Genomic DNA, 17388 nt, shown 5'->3' on the forward strand with positions numbered 1-17388 from the left:
CTAATTCCGCTTAGCGGAGTTTGCTTGATTTGCAGGGCGCGGCAAACTCGTTAAACAGGGCGCCGGCAACTCGATAAGTGGGAAGGAAATCCGGATGGCAAAAGACACTCTGAATGCAATCGTGACGGGGTCCGCATCCGGACTTGGTGCTGCGACCGCGGAAATTCTGGCACGGAGCGGGGCGCGGCTCGTCATCAACTATTCGTCGAGCCAGAAGGAAGCCGAGGCCACGGCAGAGCTCTGCCGCAAGGCCGGCGCGGCGGACGTGCTGGTCGTACAGGGCGACGTCTCGAAGGATGGCGATTGCCGCAAGATCGTTGCGGCCGCGAGCGGCTGGGGCCAGCTCGACATTCTCGTCAACAATGCCGGCACCACCAAGCACGTCGTCCACGCCGATCTCGAGGGATTGTCGGCTGAAGATTTCCAGCGCCTCTATGGCGTCAACACCATCGGCCCGTTCCAGATGGTGCGCGCGGCACGCAGCTTGCTGGAAGCCGGATCGAAGGCGTCGGGGCGCCCGTCCGCCGTGGTCAACGTATCGTCGGTCGCCGGCATCAGCGGCGTCGGCTCCTCGATCGCCTATGCCGCGAGCAAGGGCGCGCTCAACACCATGACGCTGTCGCTGTCGCGCGCACTCGCGCCGCTGATCCGCGTCAACACGGTGTGCCCCGGCTATATCGACACGCCCTGGTTCACCAAGGGCCGCGGCGAAGCCGGCGCCAAGCAGGTGCGTGACAGCGTGGTGGCGAAGGTGCCGCTCAAGGTCGCCTCATCCGCCGAGGACATCGCGCAGCTCGTCTGCTTCCTGGCGATGCCGGCCTCCAGCAACATGACCGGCGAGGTCGTGCGCATGGATGCGGGGATGCATTTGATTTCCTAACTCGTCATTGCGAGCGAAGCGAAGCAATCCAGATCGTGTCCGCGGAGACAGTCCGGATTGCTTCGTCGCGCCAGCGCAAAATTGCTTCGCAATTTTGTCGCGGGCTCCTCGCAATGACAGAGTATGAGGCGGCAGCGTGGGTCTATCTGACGCTTACGCCGTCATCCCTTGATCACACCGCTCGCCACCAGCCGGTGCCAGATGAACAGCACCACCACGGCACCGATCGTGGCCATGATGAATCCCGCGCCTTGATCCGGACCGTAATGGCCGATGGCCTGGCCGATGAAGGTCGCCAGAAACGCGCCGACGATACCGAGGATGGTGGTGAGAATGAAGCCGCTCGGGTTATTCGGCCCCGGCGCCAGCCAACGCGCGATGAGGCCGGCAACGAAGCCGACGACGATGATCCACAAGATGCCGCCCATGCTCATGTCAGTGCTCCCCTCGGTTTGACTAAATCAGACTCGGTCCGAAATTTCGTTCTCGGTCGGCAGCCGTCCGTCCGGCGTCAGGTGGTCGATCACCTGGGGCAGGTACTGGCTCAAGCCGGAAAGCAGTTCGTCGCGCGACAGGCCGCTCTGGGCGGAGAGGCTCTGGATCTGGTCGGCGCCGAGTGCGTTGGCGAGATCGCCGGGGGCGATCGGTTTGTTCTCACCCTTGCCGACCCAGCTGTTCGCGGTCTCGCCGTGGCCGCCCTGCTGGAGCTGGTTGAGGAGATCGCCGAGGCCGCCGCTGAGCACGCTACCGGCTGCGCCGCCCGCGAGCAGGCCGCCGAGGCCGCCCTTGAGAACATCGCCGAGGCCGCCACCGCCGCCGAGCGCACCGCCAAGGCTGCCGCCCGGGCCCGCATTCGCCGGCGGCGGCATAGGGGTCGGCGTCGTCTGCGGGGCTGCGCCCGGCTGGCCGGCCGTTATATGCTTGAATGCCTTCCAGGCCAGCAGGCCGAGGATCGCCATGGTCATCGGCGACATGCCGCCGCCGGAGGATGATTGTGAGCTCGGAGTGCTCGGACCGCGAGGGCCGTTCTGCATGCCATTGAGGACGTCGAGTAGACCCATGGTTCTCTCCTTTGGCGTTCTCGTCAGCGAGTTCTCGCTGGTGACAAAGCCCCCGAGGCAAAAGCATATGAGGCTCTCATGACGGTTACAAGGCGGATGCGCCGTGATGGGCATGCCGCTCCGCCTCTGCTATCGAATACGGGTCGTTGAGGGAGCAAGATCTGGTGGTTACGGATCGACCGATCGTGGTGGCAGGCGCCGGCGCCATCGGCTGCTTTGTTGGAGGCCAGTTGGCGGCTGCCGACCGTCGGGTCGCACTGTTGGTGCGGCCGCGGGTGAAGACCGAGATCGAGCGGTTCGGCCTGCGTCTGACGGATTTCGACGGCGCTGAGAAGAAGCTGGATGCGGGCCGGCTCGCGCTGTCGGAAGATCCCGCAATCTTCCACAGCGCCGGCATCGTGCTGGTCACGGTGAAGAGCGCCGACACTGCTGAGGCCGCGGACCAGATCGCGCAGCACGCGCCTCACGATGCCGTCGTCGTGTCGTTGCAGAATGGCGTCGGCAATGTCGCCGTGCTGCAGCAGCGGCTCGGTGGCCGGCGCGTGCTCGCGGGCATGGTGCCGTTCAATGTGGTCGCAATGGGGGAAGGGCGTTTCCACCGTTCGACCTCCGGCGACATCACGATCGGCGAAGATGCTGATAACACGGCGGCGTCGCTCTCGGTGCCGGGGCTTAATTTGCGCGGAAGCCGTGACATCGCAGGCGTGCAATGGGGCAAGCTGATCATCAACCTGAACAACGCGCTCAGCGCCCTGTCCGACATGCCGCTCGCCGCGCAATTGGCGAACCGCGACTGGCGAAGATTGTTCGCCGATCAGATGGCGGAAGGTCTGGCCGCGCTAAAGGCCGCCGGCATCACGCCGGCTTCGACAACGCCGATCCCGCCGAACTGGACGCCGACCCTGCTGAGATTGCCCGATATGATCTTCAACGCGATCCTCGGGCGGACGATGAAGATCGATCCCGAGGCGCGCTCCTCGATGTGGCAGGATCTGAAGCAGGGCCGCAGGACCGAGATCGACTATCTCCAGGGCGCGGTCATTGCGCTGGCCGAGCAGAACAACGTCGATGTGCCGCTGATGCGCCGCATTGTTGCGTTGGTGAAGGACGCCGAAATTGCCGGCAAGGGCCCGCCGGGGCTTTCGCCGCGGCAGATCCGCGGTGTGGCCTGAGCGCGAGGAGGAGCGGGATGGAACGCTATTTGATCGTCGGGCTGGTGCTGGCCGCGCTCTGCGGCGCGTCAACGCTGGCCCAGGCCCGGCCGCCGACTGTCATGAACTCGCCCGGCTACGACGCGAGACTGCAGGAGAGCCGCAAGGCATTGAGCAATTCAGCCACGGCAAATGTGCCGACACCTGCGGTGACGCCCAAGCGCACCAAGAAGAAGCATCCGAACTGAGAATTTGGACGCAAATCTCCATCCAACTCGTCATTGCGAGTTGGGACCGGCTTGAGGAGCCGACGCGCGCTGAATGAAACGTTGTTTGGCGACGCAAATGGAATCAATGGGTTAGCTCGACGTTTCTTCCTAGCGCAGCGAAGCAATCCAGAGTCTTTCCGCGGAGGATTCTGGATTGCTTCGCTCCGCTCGCAATGACGGTTGTGACTCAGCCCTTCTTCGCCGGCTTGCTCTGCGTCGGGCTGAACAGCTTCTTCAACTCGCTCAGGCCTTCCGACAGCCGCGGCCATTCGCAGGAGAACGAACCTTTGGTGCAGGGCGCGCCCTTCTGTCGCAACACCTTCGGCCGCTCCACGGGCACGGGCACGCGCTCCACCTCGGTTCTCAGCGCGACCTGCTGAAGCTGCTGCACCTGTTGTTCCTGCTGCTCGCGCTGCTGACGTGCAGTGGCCTCGGCCGCTTCATTGCTACGGCGCTGATTGGCGAGATAGGCGGTGTAGGATTCGTCGATCTTCTTCTGCTCGTCCGTCGTCGGGTTCGGCCCGGCGATGTCGAAGGTGCGGTCCTGGAGGAAGTCGTAATAGGTATAGCCGCCGCCCGCCTTGCGCCGGCCCGCGAACTTGGCGTTGCAGTCTGCGAGCGCTGAGGTCTTTTCGGCCTTGGTCGGGGCTTTTTCCGCAGCGTCGGCGCATTCCTCGAAATCAACAGGTGCGCGCTTCCACCATTGGGCGTGGGCATGCGGCCACGTCAGCAGAAAAAACTCCTGCTGCGGTAACAAGAAGCGGCGCCGCACGACGCGATGCAACTACGTCCGACATTCTACGAGAGCATTCCCTGCAAAACTCAACTCAAACTGAGTCGGGCCCGATTTTTGCTCCATTATCGCCGTCTTGTCACCCGTGGAACTCGGGAATTTCGTGGCTGGGTTGCTGACATTTTTTGCTTGACGTGGCGCAGGAGTCACAGCCGTGCGGCGCAGGATGCGCTTAGAGTTTTATCGGTTCAAGCTGGAAGGGAATTGTTCGTCATGAGAGCGCTGACTTGTTTCGCCGCAATCGCATTGGCGCTGGTTTGCGGCCGCGCGCTCGCCGCGGACGAGGATGCACCGAACCGCAAGCCGGTGAAGGTGGTCGCCGACGCGCGGCTGTCGGTCGGCGGCCAGGGGATGTTACCGCTCTATCTCTCCAGTGACTGGTCGATACCGCTGCCGGCGATCTCGCGCGCCATCATTGTGCTGCACGGACGGCTGCGTAATGCCGACGAATATTATATGTCAGCGCATACCGCGCAGGTCGCGGCAGGGGACGATGGCAAGAGCGCGCTGATGATCGTCCCGCAGTTTTTGGCTGAGATCGACATCGAGGCGCACAAGCTGCCCGCGGAGACGCTGCGCTGGTCATTGGAAGGATGGGAAGGCGGCGATGGCGCGCTTGCTCCGAACCCGGTGTCCTCCTTCGACGCGCTCGACGCGATCCTGGCAAAGCTCTCCGACCGCCGCATCTTCCCGAATCTGAAGCAGGTCGTGGTCGCCGGTCATTCCGGCGGCGGCCAGGTCGCGCAGCGCTATGCCATCGCCGGCAAGGGCGAGGCGATGCTGTCGCGTCAGCACATCGACGTCCGCTACGTCGTCGCCAACCCCTCGTCCTATGCGTATTTCAGCGCGGAGCGGCCGGTGCCCGCCATCGCCGCATCCTGCTCGGGCTACAACAATTGGAAATACGGCATGGACGTGCGTCCGCCTTACCTTGCCGATGCGACGCCGGCCGCGCTTGAGCAGCGCTATGTCGAGCGTGACGTGATCTACCTGCTCGGCACCCTCGACACCAATCCGGAGCATCCTGCGCTGGACAAGAGCTGCATGGCCGAGGCGCAGGGTCCCTATCGCTACGCCCGCGGCCACGCCTATGTGGAAGCGATGGCCAAGCGCGATCACGGCACGCCCAATCATCGCGTGTGGGACGTCGCCGGCGTCGGTCATGACGGCGACAAGATGCTGACCTCGAAATGCGGCCTTGCAGCGCTGTTCGACAGTCCAGGCTGCGGGGCCGAGCGGTGAAGCTGATACCTTGAAGGCAGATACCTTGAAGGCAGATACCTTGAAGGCAGATACCTTGAAGGGTTGGCTCCGGCTGTTACACTTCGTCCTCGCGAGCGCCTCACCGTGAGGCGACGCCAAGAACACGAAGTGGAAACGCCTGATGCTGCTGCCCCTGTCCGATGTGCCGCGCTGGTACGCGCAACGCAAACCCGAAGGCACCATCGCCGTCCAGCATGGGCACGACAGGCTGACCTGGGACCAGCTCGAGCGCGGTGCCAACCGGCGCGCGCGGGCATTTGCGGCGAAGGGTGTCAAGCCCGGTGATTTCGTCGCGATCGGATTGCCCAACGGTAATGCGTTCTTCGAGACCGGCTTTGCGGTGTGGAAATGCGGCGCGACGCCGACCTCGCTGTCATGGCGGCTGCCGCGCGGCGAAGCCGCAGCCGTGCTGGAGATTCTCAAGCCGGCGCTGGTGGTCGGCGGCGAGGCCGACTGGAATGCGCCGAACCGGTTGCCTGCGGATTTCGTGCCGGAAGGATTTTCCGACGCGCAGATCGACCCGCCGGCGGCGCGCTACTGGAAGGCCATGACCAGCGGCGGCTCGACCGGCCGTCCCAAGGTGATCCTCGATCACAATCCCGCGGTCGTCGACACGGTCGCGCCGCCGCCGCTCAACATGCCTTTCGGCGCCTCGCTGCTCAATCCGGGGCCGCTCTACCACAATGCGCCGTTCATCGTGTCGCATTACGCGCTGTTCGGCGGCGGTAAGCTCACCGGCCTCGTCAAGTTCGACGCCGAGGAGACGCTGCGGCAGATCGAGCGCGAGCGCGTGCAATGGGTCAATTTCGTTCCGACCATGATGCATCGAATCTGGGCGCTGCCGGAGAACGTCCGCAATGCTTACGACCTGTCGAGCCTGCAGACCGTCTTCCACATGGCGGCGCCGATGCCGCCCTGGCTCAAGGAGAACTGGATCGCCTGGCTCGGGCCGGAGCGGGTCTGGGAGCTCTATGGCGGCACCGAGCGGCAGGGTGCTTGCATCATCTCCGGCACGGAGTGGCTGACGCACAAGGGCTCGGTCGGCAAGATCGGCGAGACGGCGAAGCTCCGCATCATCGGCGAGGACGGCAACGACGTCGCGCCTGGCGAGACCGGCGAGATCTATTTCCTCAACAATGACGGCAAGGATGCCACCTATCACTATCTCGGCGCCGAACCGAAGCGTCGCGCCGACGGCTGGGAATCGCTTGGCGATATCGGCAGGCTGGATGCCGAGGGCTACCTCTATCTCGGCGACCGCCTCGCTGACATGGTGCTGCGGGGCGGCGCCAACATCTATCCCGCCGAGGTCGAGGCTGCGGTGTCCGAATGTCCCGGCGTGCGCTCCTGCGTGGTGGTGGGCTTGCCGGATCCGGAATTGGGCCAACGCGTGCACGCCATCATCGAGTCGGACGCAAATGTGGACGGTCAGGCGATTGCGGACGGCATGGCGGAGTTCCTGAAAGACAGGCTCAGCCGCTACAAGCATCCCGAGAGTTTCGAGTTCGTCAGCACGCCGCCACGCGATGATTCCGGAAAGGTTCGCCGCACGTTGCTGCGCGACGAGCGCGCGGCGTGGATGAAGGAGGGGCGTGCCTTCCGGATCATGCCAGCGAAGGCGCGGGCGCACGCCGAATAAGGACTGAATTCCATGACGATTACGATCGCCGCAAACAGCGTGCCGAAGCCGCCCGCCGATATCATCGAGGGCTTCAGGAATGCACCGACCTCGATCATATCAGACAATCTCGGCCGGCTGCCGGGTGCGGTCGGGCTCAAACCCTATCATCGCAGCGGCAGGTTGATCGGCGCAGCCTTCACAGTGCGCACCCGGCCCGGCGACAATCTCGCCATCCACCGCGCGCTCGAGCTGGTCGGTCCCGGCGATGTCATCGTGGTCGATGGCGGCGGGGACGAAACCCGGGCGCTGGTCGGCGAGATCATGAAAAACATCGCGCAGTGGCGCAGGGCGGAAGGATACGTGATCGACGGTGCGATCCGCGATGTTGCGGCGTTTGCCGGCGACGACTTTCCCTGCTTCGCCCGCGCGGTGATCCATCGCGGCCCGTACAAGAACGGTCCTGGAGAAATCAACGTGCCCGTCTCGATCGGCGGCAGCGTGATCTCGCCCGGCGACGTCGTGGTGGGCGACGAAGACGGCGTGGTGTCGTTTCCCGCCGCGGGTGCGGCGGCGCTGCTGGAGGCGGTGCGTGTCCAGATCAAGCGCGAGGATGAGACGTTGAAGGCGATCCGCGAGGGCCGGTATCAGGGCTCCTATGGCAAGTCGTGAAGCAAAGCAGGGCAGGGAGAGCGACTTCTGACGCTCGCCCGCCAACGTGCCGCACACCATGCGTGCCTGGCCCCAACGGTGCCTGCGTGCTCGACATTTTCAGTCCACCACAGCCCGAGTACAAGAAGGCGGGGCGGGTTTCGGGACGACGTGAACCGAGCGAAGGGCTTCCGGTCCCGCCCTCGCTTTGATATGAACGGCGCCGGCAACCTGCCGATCGGCGGGTTCCGCGGTCCCGTAGCTCAGCCGGATAGAGCGGCGGTTTCCTAAACCGTAGGTCGGATGTTCGAGTCATCCCGGGATCGCCATTATTTCATTGGCTTAGGGCGTCTCGATCGGGCGGCCTTTGCTTTTGCCTCCTTTTTGGCTCCTTCGCCCTTTTACGGTGGTGACGTGTGACGTGCACCCGATAGAATGGTTTCGGGAACGCGGGGGCGTTGCATGACGGATTTATGGTACTACGCCGAAGGCGGACAGCAGCGTGGCCCGCTATCTCTCACCGAATTAATACCTCTCCTTGCGCGCAATAGCGACCCTCGGAACGTCCTCCTTTGGCGACATGGCTTCGGCGATTGGAAGCCGGTCGTTGAGGTGAGCGAGGTCGCTCGGCAACTCGTTCGACCGCCGCCTTTACGGCCCAACGCTCTGGCCGCTCCGCCCCTCCTACCCGTAATTCGAGAGCCCTCGGTTGGGATCGAGGACGCTGCAGAGTTAAAGAACGTGCAGCCGCCGCTTAAGGGGATCGGCGGCTGGCTGGCATTTGTCGCCTTCGGGCAGGTCGTCGGTATTCTCCGACTGATCGTTTCGGTCGGGCAGTACGTGCAGTCTGTCAGCGACGACGTATGGAAGCGTTTCCCAACGGCGGTCTGGGGCGACATCGTGATGTACATCCTGCTCATCATCCTATGTATCTACACGGCATCATTGTTGTTCAGCCACTCCCGCCGCTTCCCGAAATTCTTCATTGCGCAGTTAGTGTGCGCGATCGTGTTGCCGATCGTCGATCTCTTTTGGATCGCGGGCATTTTCTCGATCTCGCTGAACCGGCCAATGAGTGAATTCATGAAATTGGAGCCGCAGGTCGTCGGCCAAATATTCTCTGGCGTCGTCGGCGCCGCGATCTGGATATCGTACGTGCTGCGCTCCCGACGGGTAGCGAATACATTTATCAAATAAAGAATCTCTCCGCGTATGCGAGGACGTACCGACGTATTGTCCGCCGGGCTGGGCCTCGTGCTGTGCCCCCGCGCGCGGTGCGAAGGCAGCACGCAAATCCAATGAACAGGACCGCAGCCGATTTGCTTAGCTGGTGCGAAAATTGCTAACAGAAGCGGAACGAACAGTCTGGAAGACGTCCTTCCAGCCTGACCTGCTGCCGCAGGTCGCCACCCCTTCCCGTCCTATCCGGAGACGACAATGCCTTTCGACTTGATCTTGCGCGGCGGCCGCGTGGTCGACCCGTCCCAGAAGCTCGATGCTGTGACGGATGTGGCCTTTGCCGGTGGCAAGGTCGCCGCCGTCGGCAGCGGGCTCAAGCCGGATCCGGCGACCGAGGTCCGCGACGTCTCGCAGCTCATCGTGGCGCCGGGCCTGATCGATCTCCACACCCACGTCTATTGGGGCGGCACCTCGCTCGGCATCGATGCCGAGGAATTCTGCCGTGCCTCGGGCGTCACCACCTCGGTCGACACCGGCAGTGCCGGCCCCGGCAATTTCGCCGGCTTCCGCAAGCATGTGATCGAGCCGAGCCAGGTCCGCATCCTCGCATATCTCCACGTCTCCCATGCCGGCATTTTCGGCTTCTCGCACCGGATCATGGTCGGCGAGAGCGAGGAATTGCGGCTGATGAATCCGATCGAGGCGGCCAAGGTCGCGGATGCCAATCGCGACGTCATCGTCGGCATCAAGGTGCGCGTCGGGCTGCACTCCTCGGGCACATCGGGGACCTTGCCGCTCGATATCGCGCTGGAGGTCGCGGACGAGGTCGGCATGCCCCTGATGGCGCATATCGACCATCCGCCGCCGAGCTACGAGGAGGTGCTGGCCCGCCTGCGTCCCGGCGACGTGTTGACCCACGCGTTCCGGCCGTTCCCGAACACGCCGGCCACCGCGCAAGGCACGGTGAAGAAGGCGGTGCTGGATGCGCGCGAGCGCGGCGTGCTGTTCGATATCGGCCACGGCAAGGGCTCGTTCGCCTTCAAGACCGCACGCGCCATGCTCGCCAACGGCTTTATCCGGACACCATCTCATCCGATATCCATCAGCTCTGCATCGACGGCCCGGCCTTCGACCAGGTGACGACCATGTCGAAATTCCTCTGCATGGGCATGTCACTGTCGGACGTCATCGCGGCCTCGACGGAGAACGCCGCAATGGCGCTGCGGCGGCCCGAACTCGGCAGCCTCAAGCCGGGCAGCGTCGGCGATGCCACGCTGATCTCGGTGAAGCAAGGCCAGTTCGACTATGAGGGGACGTGGTTGGCGAGCACCTCATCGGCGATCGCAAGATCGTCTCTGAAGGAGTCGTCATCGGCGGCCGCTGGTGGCATCCGAATTAGGGCTTTGGTACCCTCGCCCGTAGGCACGGCGAGAGGGAGAGCAGCTCAATCGTTCTTGTCCACATTCCAGAACATCGGCGTCGCCGGGCCGTCGATCATGCCAGTGAGCGATTTGCGCCATGCGCTCGGCGCCTGGAACTGGCCGAGCGGGACGTAGATCACCTGATCGTAGGCCTCCTTCTGCACGTCGAAGGCGATCTTCTTCCGCTCTTCCGGTGAGGCGGCGCGGGCAAAGGCGTCGCGCAGCTCCTCGAGCTTGGGATCCTCGGACCAGCCGAACCAGCCGCCCTCCTTGCCCTTGCCGACCATCGCGCCATTGACGAGCGGGTTCATCGAGTCGGCAGCGCCCTGATAGGTGAAGAACATGTTCCAGCCGCCTTCCTTCGGCGGCTTCTGGTTGGCGCGGCGGGTGACCACGGTCTGCCAGTCCATCGCCTGAAGGTCGACCTTGAAGCCGGCCTCGCGCAACAGCTGTGCGACCACGACCGGCTGCGCTTTGAGCAGGATCTGATCGGTCGGCGCCAGGATCACCACGGGCGTGCCGTCATAGCCGGCTTCGACCAACGCCTTCCTGGCGTCCGCCATGCCGTTGCCCTTGATCAGGGTCTCGCCGCCGGCGTCGCTGGCGAGCGGCGTATCGCAGATGAAGAATGCGCCGCAAAGCTTGTAGTATTTGGGATTGCCGATCTGTGCGTCGAGCACGTCCTTCTGGTTCATCGCGAGCAACGCGGCGCGGCGGATCTTCACATTGTCGAACGGCGGATGCAGGAAGTTCATCCGGCCGAACGATTGGAAGCCGAATTTGTTCAGGATGGTCACGTTGACATCCGGATTGGACTCGAGCGCGGGCAGCATGTCGAACGGCGGCGTTTCGACGAAATCGACATCGCCCGATTGCAGCGCGTTGAGCGCGGTCTGGGCGTCCGGCATCGTCAGCCATTCGACCCGGTCGACCTTGACCACCTTGCCGCCCGATGTCCATTCGGCCGGCTCCTTGCGCGGAACATAGTCGGTGTTCTTCTCGTAGACGGCTTTCACGCCGGGCTGGAATTCGGCAGCGACGAATCTGAACGGGCCGGAACCGATCTGCTCCGGAATCTGCTTGCTGATCGGGGTCTCCGCAAGCCGCTTGGGCATCATGAAGGCACAGATCGACGACGGCTTGGCGATCGTCTCCAGCACGAGGCCGTAGGGCTCCTTCAACTTGAGGACGATCGTTTTGGCGTCCGCGGCTTCGATGCCGGCCGTGAAGTCCACCAGCTTGCGCGCCATGCCGTCGACGCTCGTGCCCCAGCGCTTCAGCGAGGCGACACAATCCTCCGCCGTCACTGGCGCGCCGTCATGCCACTTCAGGCCGTCGCGCAGCGTGAAGGTGTAGGTCAGCTTGTCCGCGGATACCGTCCAGTCGGCCATCTGCGGCCGCACCTTGAAGCTGGAATCGATGCCGAGCAGCGTATCGTAGACCATATAGCCATGGTCGCGGGTGATGATCGCCGTCGTGAAGCCGGGATCGGTGACGCGAAGGTCCGATTGCATCACCGCAGTCAGCGTCTTCTTTCCGGTCGCAGCAGACACAACCGACGTCCAGGCCAGGGGAAGTGCCGATGGGGCAACGGCCGCAAGCTGAAGCAGTTTCCGTCGCGAGACGTGAACCATTCGCAATTCTCCCGATGCAAGCGAGACCAGATGGCGGCTGCCGATGACGGGCAGGGTATGGCGGGGAGCCAGAGGTGACAAGCAGGCTTGCTTCCATCGAGCTGAATTCGTTGGCGACCGAGCAAGGGCTGTGCCGCCGAACCCTGCGGTGCAGCAACGCTTCAATCAGCGTTTTGATTGCCGCCCGCGCGATTGGCGTGCGCGGTAGCGACGCCCCTACAGCGACCGCGCAATGAGCAGCTTCATGATCTCGTTGGTGCCGCCATAGATCTTCTGGATGCGGGAATCGATGAAGATACGCGAGATCGGATATTCCTGCATATAGCCGTAACCGCCGAACAGCTGGAGGCACTCGTCGGCGGTCTGGACCTGCTTGTCCGAGCACCAGTATTTCGCCATCGACGCGGTGACGGTGTCGAGATCCCCGGCGACCAGGCGCTCGATGCACCAGTCGACGAAGACGCGCGCGATCATGGCTTCGGTCTTGCGCTCGGCGAGCGTGAAGGCGGTGTTCTGGAAGTCCATCAGCGGCTTGCCGAACGCCTTCCGCTCCTTGGTGTATTCGGTGGTGAGCTTGACGGCACGCTCCATCGAGGCGACGGCGCCGACCGCGAGCGCGAGGCGCTCCTGCGGCAGCTGCTGCATCAGCTGGGCAAAACCCTGGCCCTCTTCCTTGCCGAGCAGGTTTTCCGGGGCGACCTGCACATTGTCGAAGAACAGCTCCGACGTGTCGGAAGCGTGCAGGCCGATCTTGTCGAGGTTGCGCCCGCGCTTGTAGCCGTCCGCGCCCGCGGTCTCGACCACGATCAGCGAAATGCCCTTGGCGCCGGCGTCGCCGGTGCGCGCGACCACGATGACGAGATCGGCGGCCTGGCCGTTGGTGATGAACGTCTTCTGGCCGTTGATGACGTAGGAATTGCCCTGCTTCTTCGCTGTGGTCTTCACCGCCTGGAGGTCCGAGCCGGTGCCGGGCTCGGTCATGGCGATGGCGCCGACCATCTCGCCCGAGGCCATCTTCGGCAGCCAGCGCTTCTTCTGCTCCTCCGAGCCGTAGTTAAGAATGTAGTGGGCGACGATGGCGCTGTGCACGGAGACGTCGGTGGTTAGCTCCGGCACGGTGCTTTCGAGGTCGTCGAGCACGGCTGCGTCATAGGCGAAGGTCGCGCCCAGGCCGCCATATTCCTCCGGGACGCTCGCCAACAGCGCGCCCATTTCGCCCAGCCCGCGCCAGGCGAAGCGATCGACCATCTTCCGCTCGCGCCATTTCTCGGCGTGCGGCGCCAGATCCTTGGCGAGATATTTCCGGAACTGGTCGCGGAAGACATCGAGCTCTTCGGTCATCCAGGAGGAGCGGTAGGGCATGATTACCTCGGTTGATGCGACTTGCCGGCTTGGTAGGCCGGTCGGCGGCGGTAATTATTGTGTTTTCAGGCTGCGCCGGTGACGCTACCAAGGCGGCCGGAAACGTGTCTGTCGGGATGGTTGATTGTGGCTGTCAAAACTCAAGAGCTCAAGCTCGACATCGATCGCATCGGCATGGTCTCGGCGATCCTGATGCAGCCAGCCACCGCGCGCGCCTGCTACGTCCTGGCACACGGCGCGGGCGCCGACATGCGGCATTCCTTCATGGGCAAGATCGCCGAGGGCCTCGCGGACCGCGGCATCGCGACGTTCCGCTTCAATTTTCCCTACATGGAAAACAAGCAGGGCCGTCCCGACCAGCCGGCGGTCGCGCATGCCGCGATCCGTGCGGCGGTCGAGCAGGCAGCACGGCTGTGCCCGGGATTGAAGCTCGTCGCCGGCGGAAAATCGTTCGGCGGGCGCATGACCTCGCAGGCGCAGGCCAAGGCGCCGTTGCCCGGTGTGAAGGGGCTCGCTTTCCTCGGCTTTCCCCTGCATGCTGACAAGAAGCCGTCGACGGAGCGTGCCGAGCATCTCGCCCATGTCGAGATTCCCATGCTGTTCCTGCAAGGCACGCGAGACGGGCTCGCGGATCTCAGTCTTCTCAAGCCCGTCGTCGCGGCGCTCGGGGCGAAGGCGACGCTGCATGAGGTCGAAGGCGGCGATCACTCGTTTGCCGTGCTGAAGAAGTCCAGCCGCAGCAACGATGAGGCGCTCACCGAGGTGCTCGACACGTTCACGGCCTGGATCGGCGAGCTCGCCCGAGACTCAGGCTGAATACAGCCCCTTGTCGCGCGCCTTCTGGATCGCCAGCGCTGCAATGAGATCGAGCGTCGGCGTCGACAGGCCGGCGGTCCGCGCGAAGGCGGCGGGCGCCTTCACCAGCACGTCGATCTCCATGGCGCGGCCGAGCTCGTAATCCTGCAACAGCGACGGTTTGTGATTGGGGGCGGGGCCGCTACGTGTCACGCGCTTGACCTCGGGAATGAAGTGTTGCGCGATATCGTTAGCCTCATTCAACATGCGCGGGATGACCTCGGCGAATGCGGGGTCGTCGCGCACGCCACGCGCGGTCTGTCCGGTCAGCAGGCACAGCACGGAGAGCGACATGTTGGTCAGCAGCTTTGACCAGATCGCTTCGCGGATATCGGCCACCGGCGGCGATTCCAGCCGTGCGTCGTTGAATGCGCCGCGGAGTTTCGTGATGCGCTCGCAATTGCGGTCGTCGCATTCCCCGATCAGGAGCCGGTTGCGGTCCGGCGTCAGGTTCTGCACCACGCCCGGCGCGGTCACCTCATTGGAGGAGAAGACCACCCCACCGACGATCCGCTCCTTCGGGATGCAGGCGCGCAAGCGCCCGCCTGGATCGAGGAAGGAAATGTCCGGCGGTGTCGGGTGTCGCGGCGGCAGGCCGATACCGTACCACCAGGGAATGCCGTTTTGGGCAAACACGATGGCGGTGTCGTCCTCAAGCAGCGGCTTGATGTTGGAGACCAATCCGGTCAGCGCCGTGGCCTTGAGCGTCGAGATCACCACATCCTGCGGGCCGAGTTGAGCCGGATCGCCGGATGCGTTCACCTTGGCCGAGACCTCGGAATCGCCGACGCGCAGCTTCAGGCCGTTGGCGCGCACCGCCTCGAGATGAGCACCGCGCATCACGCATGAGACCTCGTGGCCAGCGCGTGCGAGCCTGACCGCGAGATGGCTTCCGACGGCACCCGAGCCGAAAATGCAGATGCGCATAAATGATGTCCCGTCCCTGATCGCCTGGCCTGGTCTCTTGGCCGCCGCCCGGCGGCAGCATGACACAAGCCGCCATGCGATGGGCGCGACCGCCCCACGCCGGAAAGATATGGATCAGGGTCTACGGCCTCGTCCATAGTGGGCGGCAATCGATATGACCGGAGGATCGCCGATGACCGCCAACCCTGTCCTGTGGACTCTCGACGAGCGTGGGGTTGCGACCGTCACGTTGAACCGCCCGGAGGTCAACAATGCCTATGACGCCGCCTTGATTGCCGGCGTGCTTGAGGCCATGGACGATCTCGGTAAGAAGCCCAATCTTCGCGTTGTCGTGCTCCGGGGCAACGGCAAGCATTTCCAGGCCGGCGCCGACCTCAAATGGATCAATGGCGTACGGCCGCAATCGCCTGAAGCCAACGAGGCGGCGTCGCGCGCGACGTTCGAGGCGGTGCAGCGGCTCAATACGCTGCCGATCCCGACGGTAGCGCTGGTGCAGGGTGGCTGCTTTGGTGGCGGCACCGGCGTGATCGCGGCCTGTGATGTCGTGATCGCCGCCGACAACGCGCTGTTCTCGATCACCGAGGTGCGCTGGGGTCTGACCGCCGCGATCATCATCCCGCAGCTCTGCGACGCCATCGGCGTGCGGCAGGTGCGCCGCTACGCGCTGACAGGCGAGCGTTTCGGCGCCGAGGACGCCCGTCGCATCGGCCTCGTCCACGAGGTCGTCCCGCTCGCCGATCTCGAAGCCGCGGGCGCCAAGGTGGTCGAGCAATTGCTGGCCAACGGACCGGAGGCGATGGCCGAGACCAAGCGCCTCGCGCTGGAGAGCTCGTTCGGCGGGATGTCGGTGGACGATGCCGCATACAAGCGGCTCGTGCAGCTGCATTCGCTCAAGCGCCAGAGCGTAGAGGCAGCGGAAGGGCTGGCCTCGTTCGCCGAGAAGCGGGCGGGGCGTTGGAGCAACCAAGGGTAGATTTTGCTCCGGCGATGTGCAGGATGGCCACCACTATCGAAAGTGTGGGGGCTGAGAGGTCATGCGTCGGAAGTTCATTCTTGCGCTGTCGTTGATCGTCGCAATCTGGCCTGGTCATGCAAGCTCCGATGACAGCGTCGTCTGCAACGACGAGAAGGTTGCCTCCAACATACGCATAAAGGTTTGCACAAGACTGCTCGATCAGGAGAAGAACAAGGAGAGCCGATCCCGACTGCTGGCCCGCCGCGCCGACGCTTATTTTGACAAGGACGACTTCGCACATGCGTTGACCGATTTCGACGAAGCGATTGCAAGTCATCCGGGGAATGCTGACGCCTTTATGCGTCGCGGTTTCCTGCACTGGTACCGTCTCGAAGATGACGCCGCGTTCAAGGATTTCGATGCGGCGCTTCGGCTTGATCCGACGCCATCGCACCTGTTGTCCCGCGGGCGGAGATACGTTTTGCTGCGACAGTTTGATGCTGGGATCGCCGACATGACACGGGCGATCGAGCTCGATTCCCGTTCCAGGGACGCCTATGCGGATCGCGCATGGGCTTACAGCCGGAAAAAGGCATTCGATCTCGCGATCGCGGACTATGACCGGTTGCTCAAGCGTGACCCGAGCGACGGCCGCAGTGCGCTGGCGCGTGAGAATGTGCGCGCGGCGAAGGGCGCAGGTGTGAAATCCATCGATGGATACATCCGCATGTTGGTTGCGCGGCTGCAAATCGAAAAGTCCTACCCGCGGCGGCCCCTCAGCGAAAGGGTCGAGGGGACGGTTGAGCTTGCATTCAGCATCACCCGCTGGGGATTGCTCGCGGCGAGCAGCGTGAAAACCAGCTCGGGCTCGGCCATGCTGGATGAAGCGGCGCTCAATACCCTCAGACAGGCACAACCGTTCCCGCCATTGCCTCCCGGCAGCAGGTCGATCGAGGCCTTCGTGATCTCACTGGTCTATCGAAATCAAGTGGAGCGCTAGGCGCCTTGAGTTCAGTCGCGATCTCAGCAGCCGCGGCAGATGTTGTTGATGCTGCGATAGACGGCGTCGTCGTCCTGCCGCATCTGCCGCACCGATTCGAGCGTCTTACTCTCGGTGGCCGGCGCCGCCGGCTTGCGCTTTGCCGCGAGTTCTTCTTCCTGCCGCTTGTAGCAGGCCTCGCGATCGGTCTTGGCCTGGATGAAGCGGCAGTTCTGCTCCACGGCGGCAGCGGAGCTGCCGAGAGCGCAAGGACGACAAGGGCGGGCAGAGCGGATTTGACGATCATGGAATTCATGCGAGCACTTCTGTCAGGTCCGTCATGTCTAGACAACCGTCTTGTGGCACGCGTGTAGCCCGGATGGAGCGGAA

At 63.8% G+C, this 17388-nt stretch carries 16 protein-coding genes, 1 tRNA gene and 3 pseudogenes; 13 read left to right on the plus strand and 7 right to left on the minus strand.

What is annotated here, in order from left to right; genetic code table 11:
* The first annotated feature begins 94 nt into the window (after nt 1-94).
* Complete coding sequence (locus ACTGJ9_RS07920; RefSeq protein WP_456676611.1) at nt 95-880, plus strand: SDR family NAD(P)-dependent oxidoreductase; 786 nt, start codon at nt 95-97, stop codon at nt 878-880.
* Between the two features lie 161 nt (nt 881-1041).
* Here the strand turns inward: ACTGJ9_RS07920 and ACTGJ9_RS07925 are convergent, their stop codons facing one another.
* Nucleotides 1042-1314 carry a GlsB/YeaQ/YmgE family stress response membrane protein gene (locus tag ACTGJ9_RS07925; RefSeq protein ID WP_197087151.1) on the minus strand — a complete coding sequence of 91 codons (273 nt, stop codon included), beginning with the start codon at nt 1312-1314 and terminating at the stop codon, nt 1042-1044.
* A 27-nt stretch (nt 1315-1341) separates the two neighbouring features.
* A complete protein-coding gene (locus ACTGJ9_RS07930) occupies nt 1342-1941 on the minus strand; it encodes a YidB family protein (RefSeq protein WP_456676612.1) in 600 nt (199 codons plus the stop codon).
* 164 nt (nt 1942-2105) lie between these two features.
* On the opposite strand from ACTGJ9_RS07930, the gene ACTGJ9_RS07935 reads away from it, so the two are divergent.
* Both ACTGJ9_RS07935 and ACTGJ9_RS07940 read left to right on the plus strand, forming a co-directional pair.
* Complete coding sequence (locus ACTGJ9_RS07935; RefSeq protein ID WP_456676613.1) at nt 2106-3113, plus strand: 2-dehydropantoate 2-reductase; 1008 nt, start codon at nt 2106-2108, stop codon at nt 3111-3113.
* Between the two features lie 17 nt (nt 3114-3130).
* Nucleotides 3131-3340, plus strand: coding sequence for a hypothetical protein (locus ACTGJ9_RS07940; RefSeq protein ID WP_456676614.1), 210 nt, complete (start codon nt 3131-3133; stop codon nt 3338-3340).
* Between the two features lie 208 nt (nt 3341-3548).
* On the opposite strand, the pseudogene ACTGJ9_RS07945 reads toward ACTGJ9_RS07940, so the two are convergent.
* Nucleotides 3549-4158 (minus strand): annotated as a pseudogene (locus ACTGJ9_RS07945) (hypothetical protein).
* 209 nt (nt 4159-4367) lie between these two features.
* On the opposite strand from ACTGJ9_RS07945, the gene ACTGJ9_RS07950 reads away from it, so the two are divergent.
* The 7 genes and pseudogenes from ACTGJ9_RS07950 (at nt 4368) to ACTGJ9_RS07980 (ending at nt 10264) form a co-directional block, all read left to right on the plus strand.
* Nucleotides 4368-5396 (plus strand): alpha/beta hydrolase, encoded by a 1029-nt coding sequence (locus ACTGJ9_RS07950; protein WP_456676615.1) that lies wholly within the window; start codon nt 4368-4370, stop codon nt 5394-5396.
* Between the two features lie 142 nt (nt 5397-5538).
* Entirely contained in the window at nt 5539-7056 is a 1518-nt protein-coding gene (locus tag ACTGJ9_RS07955; protein ID WP_456676616.1) for an AMP-binding protein, read from the plus strand.
* Nucleotides 7057-7068: 12 nt separating this feature from the next.
* Entirely contained in the window at nt 7069-7707 is a 639-nt protein-coding gene (locus ACTGJ9_RS07960) for an RraA family protein (RefSeq protein WP_456676617.1), read from the plus strand.
* A gap of 231 nt (nt 7708-7938) precedes the next feature.
* Nucleotides 7939-8015: transfer RNA gene (locus tag ACTGJ9_RS07965), tRNA-Arg, on the plus strand.
* A 133-nt stretch (nt 8016-8148) separates the two neighbouring features.
* Nucleotides 8149-8247, plus strand: a pseudogene (locus tag ACTGJ9_RS07970) (GYF domain-containing protein); the annotation flags it as partial.
* 180 nt (nt 8248-8427) lie between these two features.
* Nucleotides 8428-8883 (plus strand): DUF2569 domain-containing protein, encoded by a 456-nt coding sequence (locus ACTGJ9_RS07975; RefSeq protein WP_456678469.1) that lies wholly within the window; start codon nt 8428-8430, stop codon nt 8881-8883.
* 240 nt (nt 8884-9123) lie between these two features.
* A pseudogene (locus ACTGJ9_RS07980) lies at nt 9124-10264 on the plus strand (amidohydrolase/deacetylase family metallohydrolase).
* 45 nt (nt 10265-10309) lie between these two features.
* Here the strand turns inward: ACTGJ9_RS07980 and ACTGJ9_RS07985 are convergent.
* Nucleotides 10310-11920 carry an ABC transporter substrate-binding protein gene (locus tag ACTGJ9_RS07985; RefSeq protein WP_456676618.1) on the minus strand — a complete coding sequence of 537 codons (1611 nt, stop codon included), beginning with the start codon at nt 11918-11920 and terminating at the stop codon, nt 10310-10312.
* A 216-nt stretch (nt 11921-12136) separates the two neighbouring features.
* Nucleotides 12137-13282, minus strand: a complete 1146-nt coding sequence (locus ACTGJ9_RS07990) for an acyl-CoA dehydrogenase family protein (RefSeq protein ID WP_456676619.1) — start codon at nt 13280-13282, stop codon at nt 12137-12139.
* Nucleotides 13283-13408: 126 nt separating this feature from the next.
* Here ACTGJ9_RS07990 and ACTGJ9_RS07995 point away from each other — a divergent pair, with 126 nt between their 5' ends.
* Nucleotides 13409-14098 carry an alpha/beta hydrolase family protein gene (locus ACTGJ9_RS07995; protein ID WP_456676620.1) on the plus strand — a complete coding sequence of 230 codons (690 nt, stop codon included), beginning with the start codon at nt 13409-13411 and terminating at the stop codon, nt 14096-14098.
* Here ACTGJ9_RS07995 and ACTGJ9_RS08000 read toward each other — a convergent pair.
* Nucleotides 14090-15064 carry a ketopantoate reductase family protein gene (locus ACTGJ9_RS08000; RefSeq protein ID WP_456676621.1) on the minus strand — a complete coding sequence of 325 codons (975 nt, stop codon included), beginning with the start codon at nt 15062-15064 and terminating at the stop codon, nt 14090-14092. The two genes, ACTGJ9_RS07995 and ACTGJ9_RS08000, sit on opposite strands and share 9 nt — an antisense overlap.
* A gap of 172 nt (nt 15065-15236) precedes the next feature.
* On the opposite strand from ACTGJ9_RS08000, the gene ACTGJ9_RS08005 reads away from it, so the two are divergent.
* Together ACTGJ9_RS08005 and ACTGJ9_RS08010 are read left to right on the plus strand one after the other, a co-directional pair.
* Nucleotides 15237-16037, plus strand: a complete 801-nt coding sequence (locus tag ACTGJ9_RS08005; RefSeq protein WP_456676622.1) for an enoyl-CoA hydratase-related protein — start codon at nt 15237-15239, stop codon at nt 16035-16037.
* A 61-nt stretch (nt 16038-16098) separates the two neighbouring features.
* Nucleotides 16099-17019 carry a TonB family protein gene (locus ACTGJ9_RS08010; RefSeq protein WP_456676623.1) on the plus strand — a complete coding sequence of 307 codons (921 nt, stop codon included), beginning with the start codon at nt 16099-16101 and terminating at the stop codon, nt 17017-17019.
* A 23-nt stretch (nt 17020-17042) separates the two neighbouring features.
* Here the strand turns inward: ACTGJ9_RS08010 and ACTGJ9_RS08015 are convergent, their stop codons facing one another.
* Complete coding sequence (locus tag ACTGJ9_RS08015; RefSeq protein ID WP_456676624.1) at nt 17043-17240, minus strand: hypothetical protein; 198 nt, start codon at nt 17238-17240, stop codon at nt 17043-17045.
* Nucleotides 17241-17388 lie beyond the last annotated feature (148 nt).

The sequence above is a fragment of the Bradyrhizobium sp. RDM12 genome, from assembly GCF_051917485.1.
GTDB lineage: Bacteria > Pseudomonadota > Alphaproteobacteria > Rhizobiales > Xanthobacteraceae > Bradyrhizobium.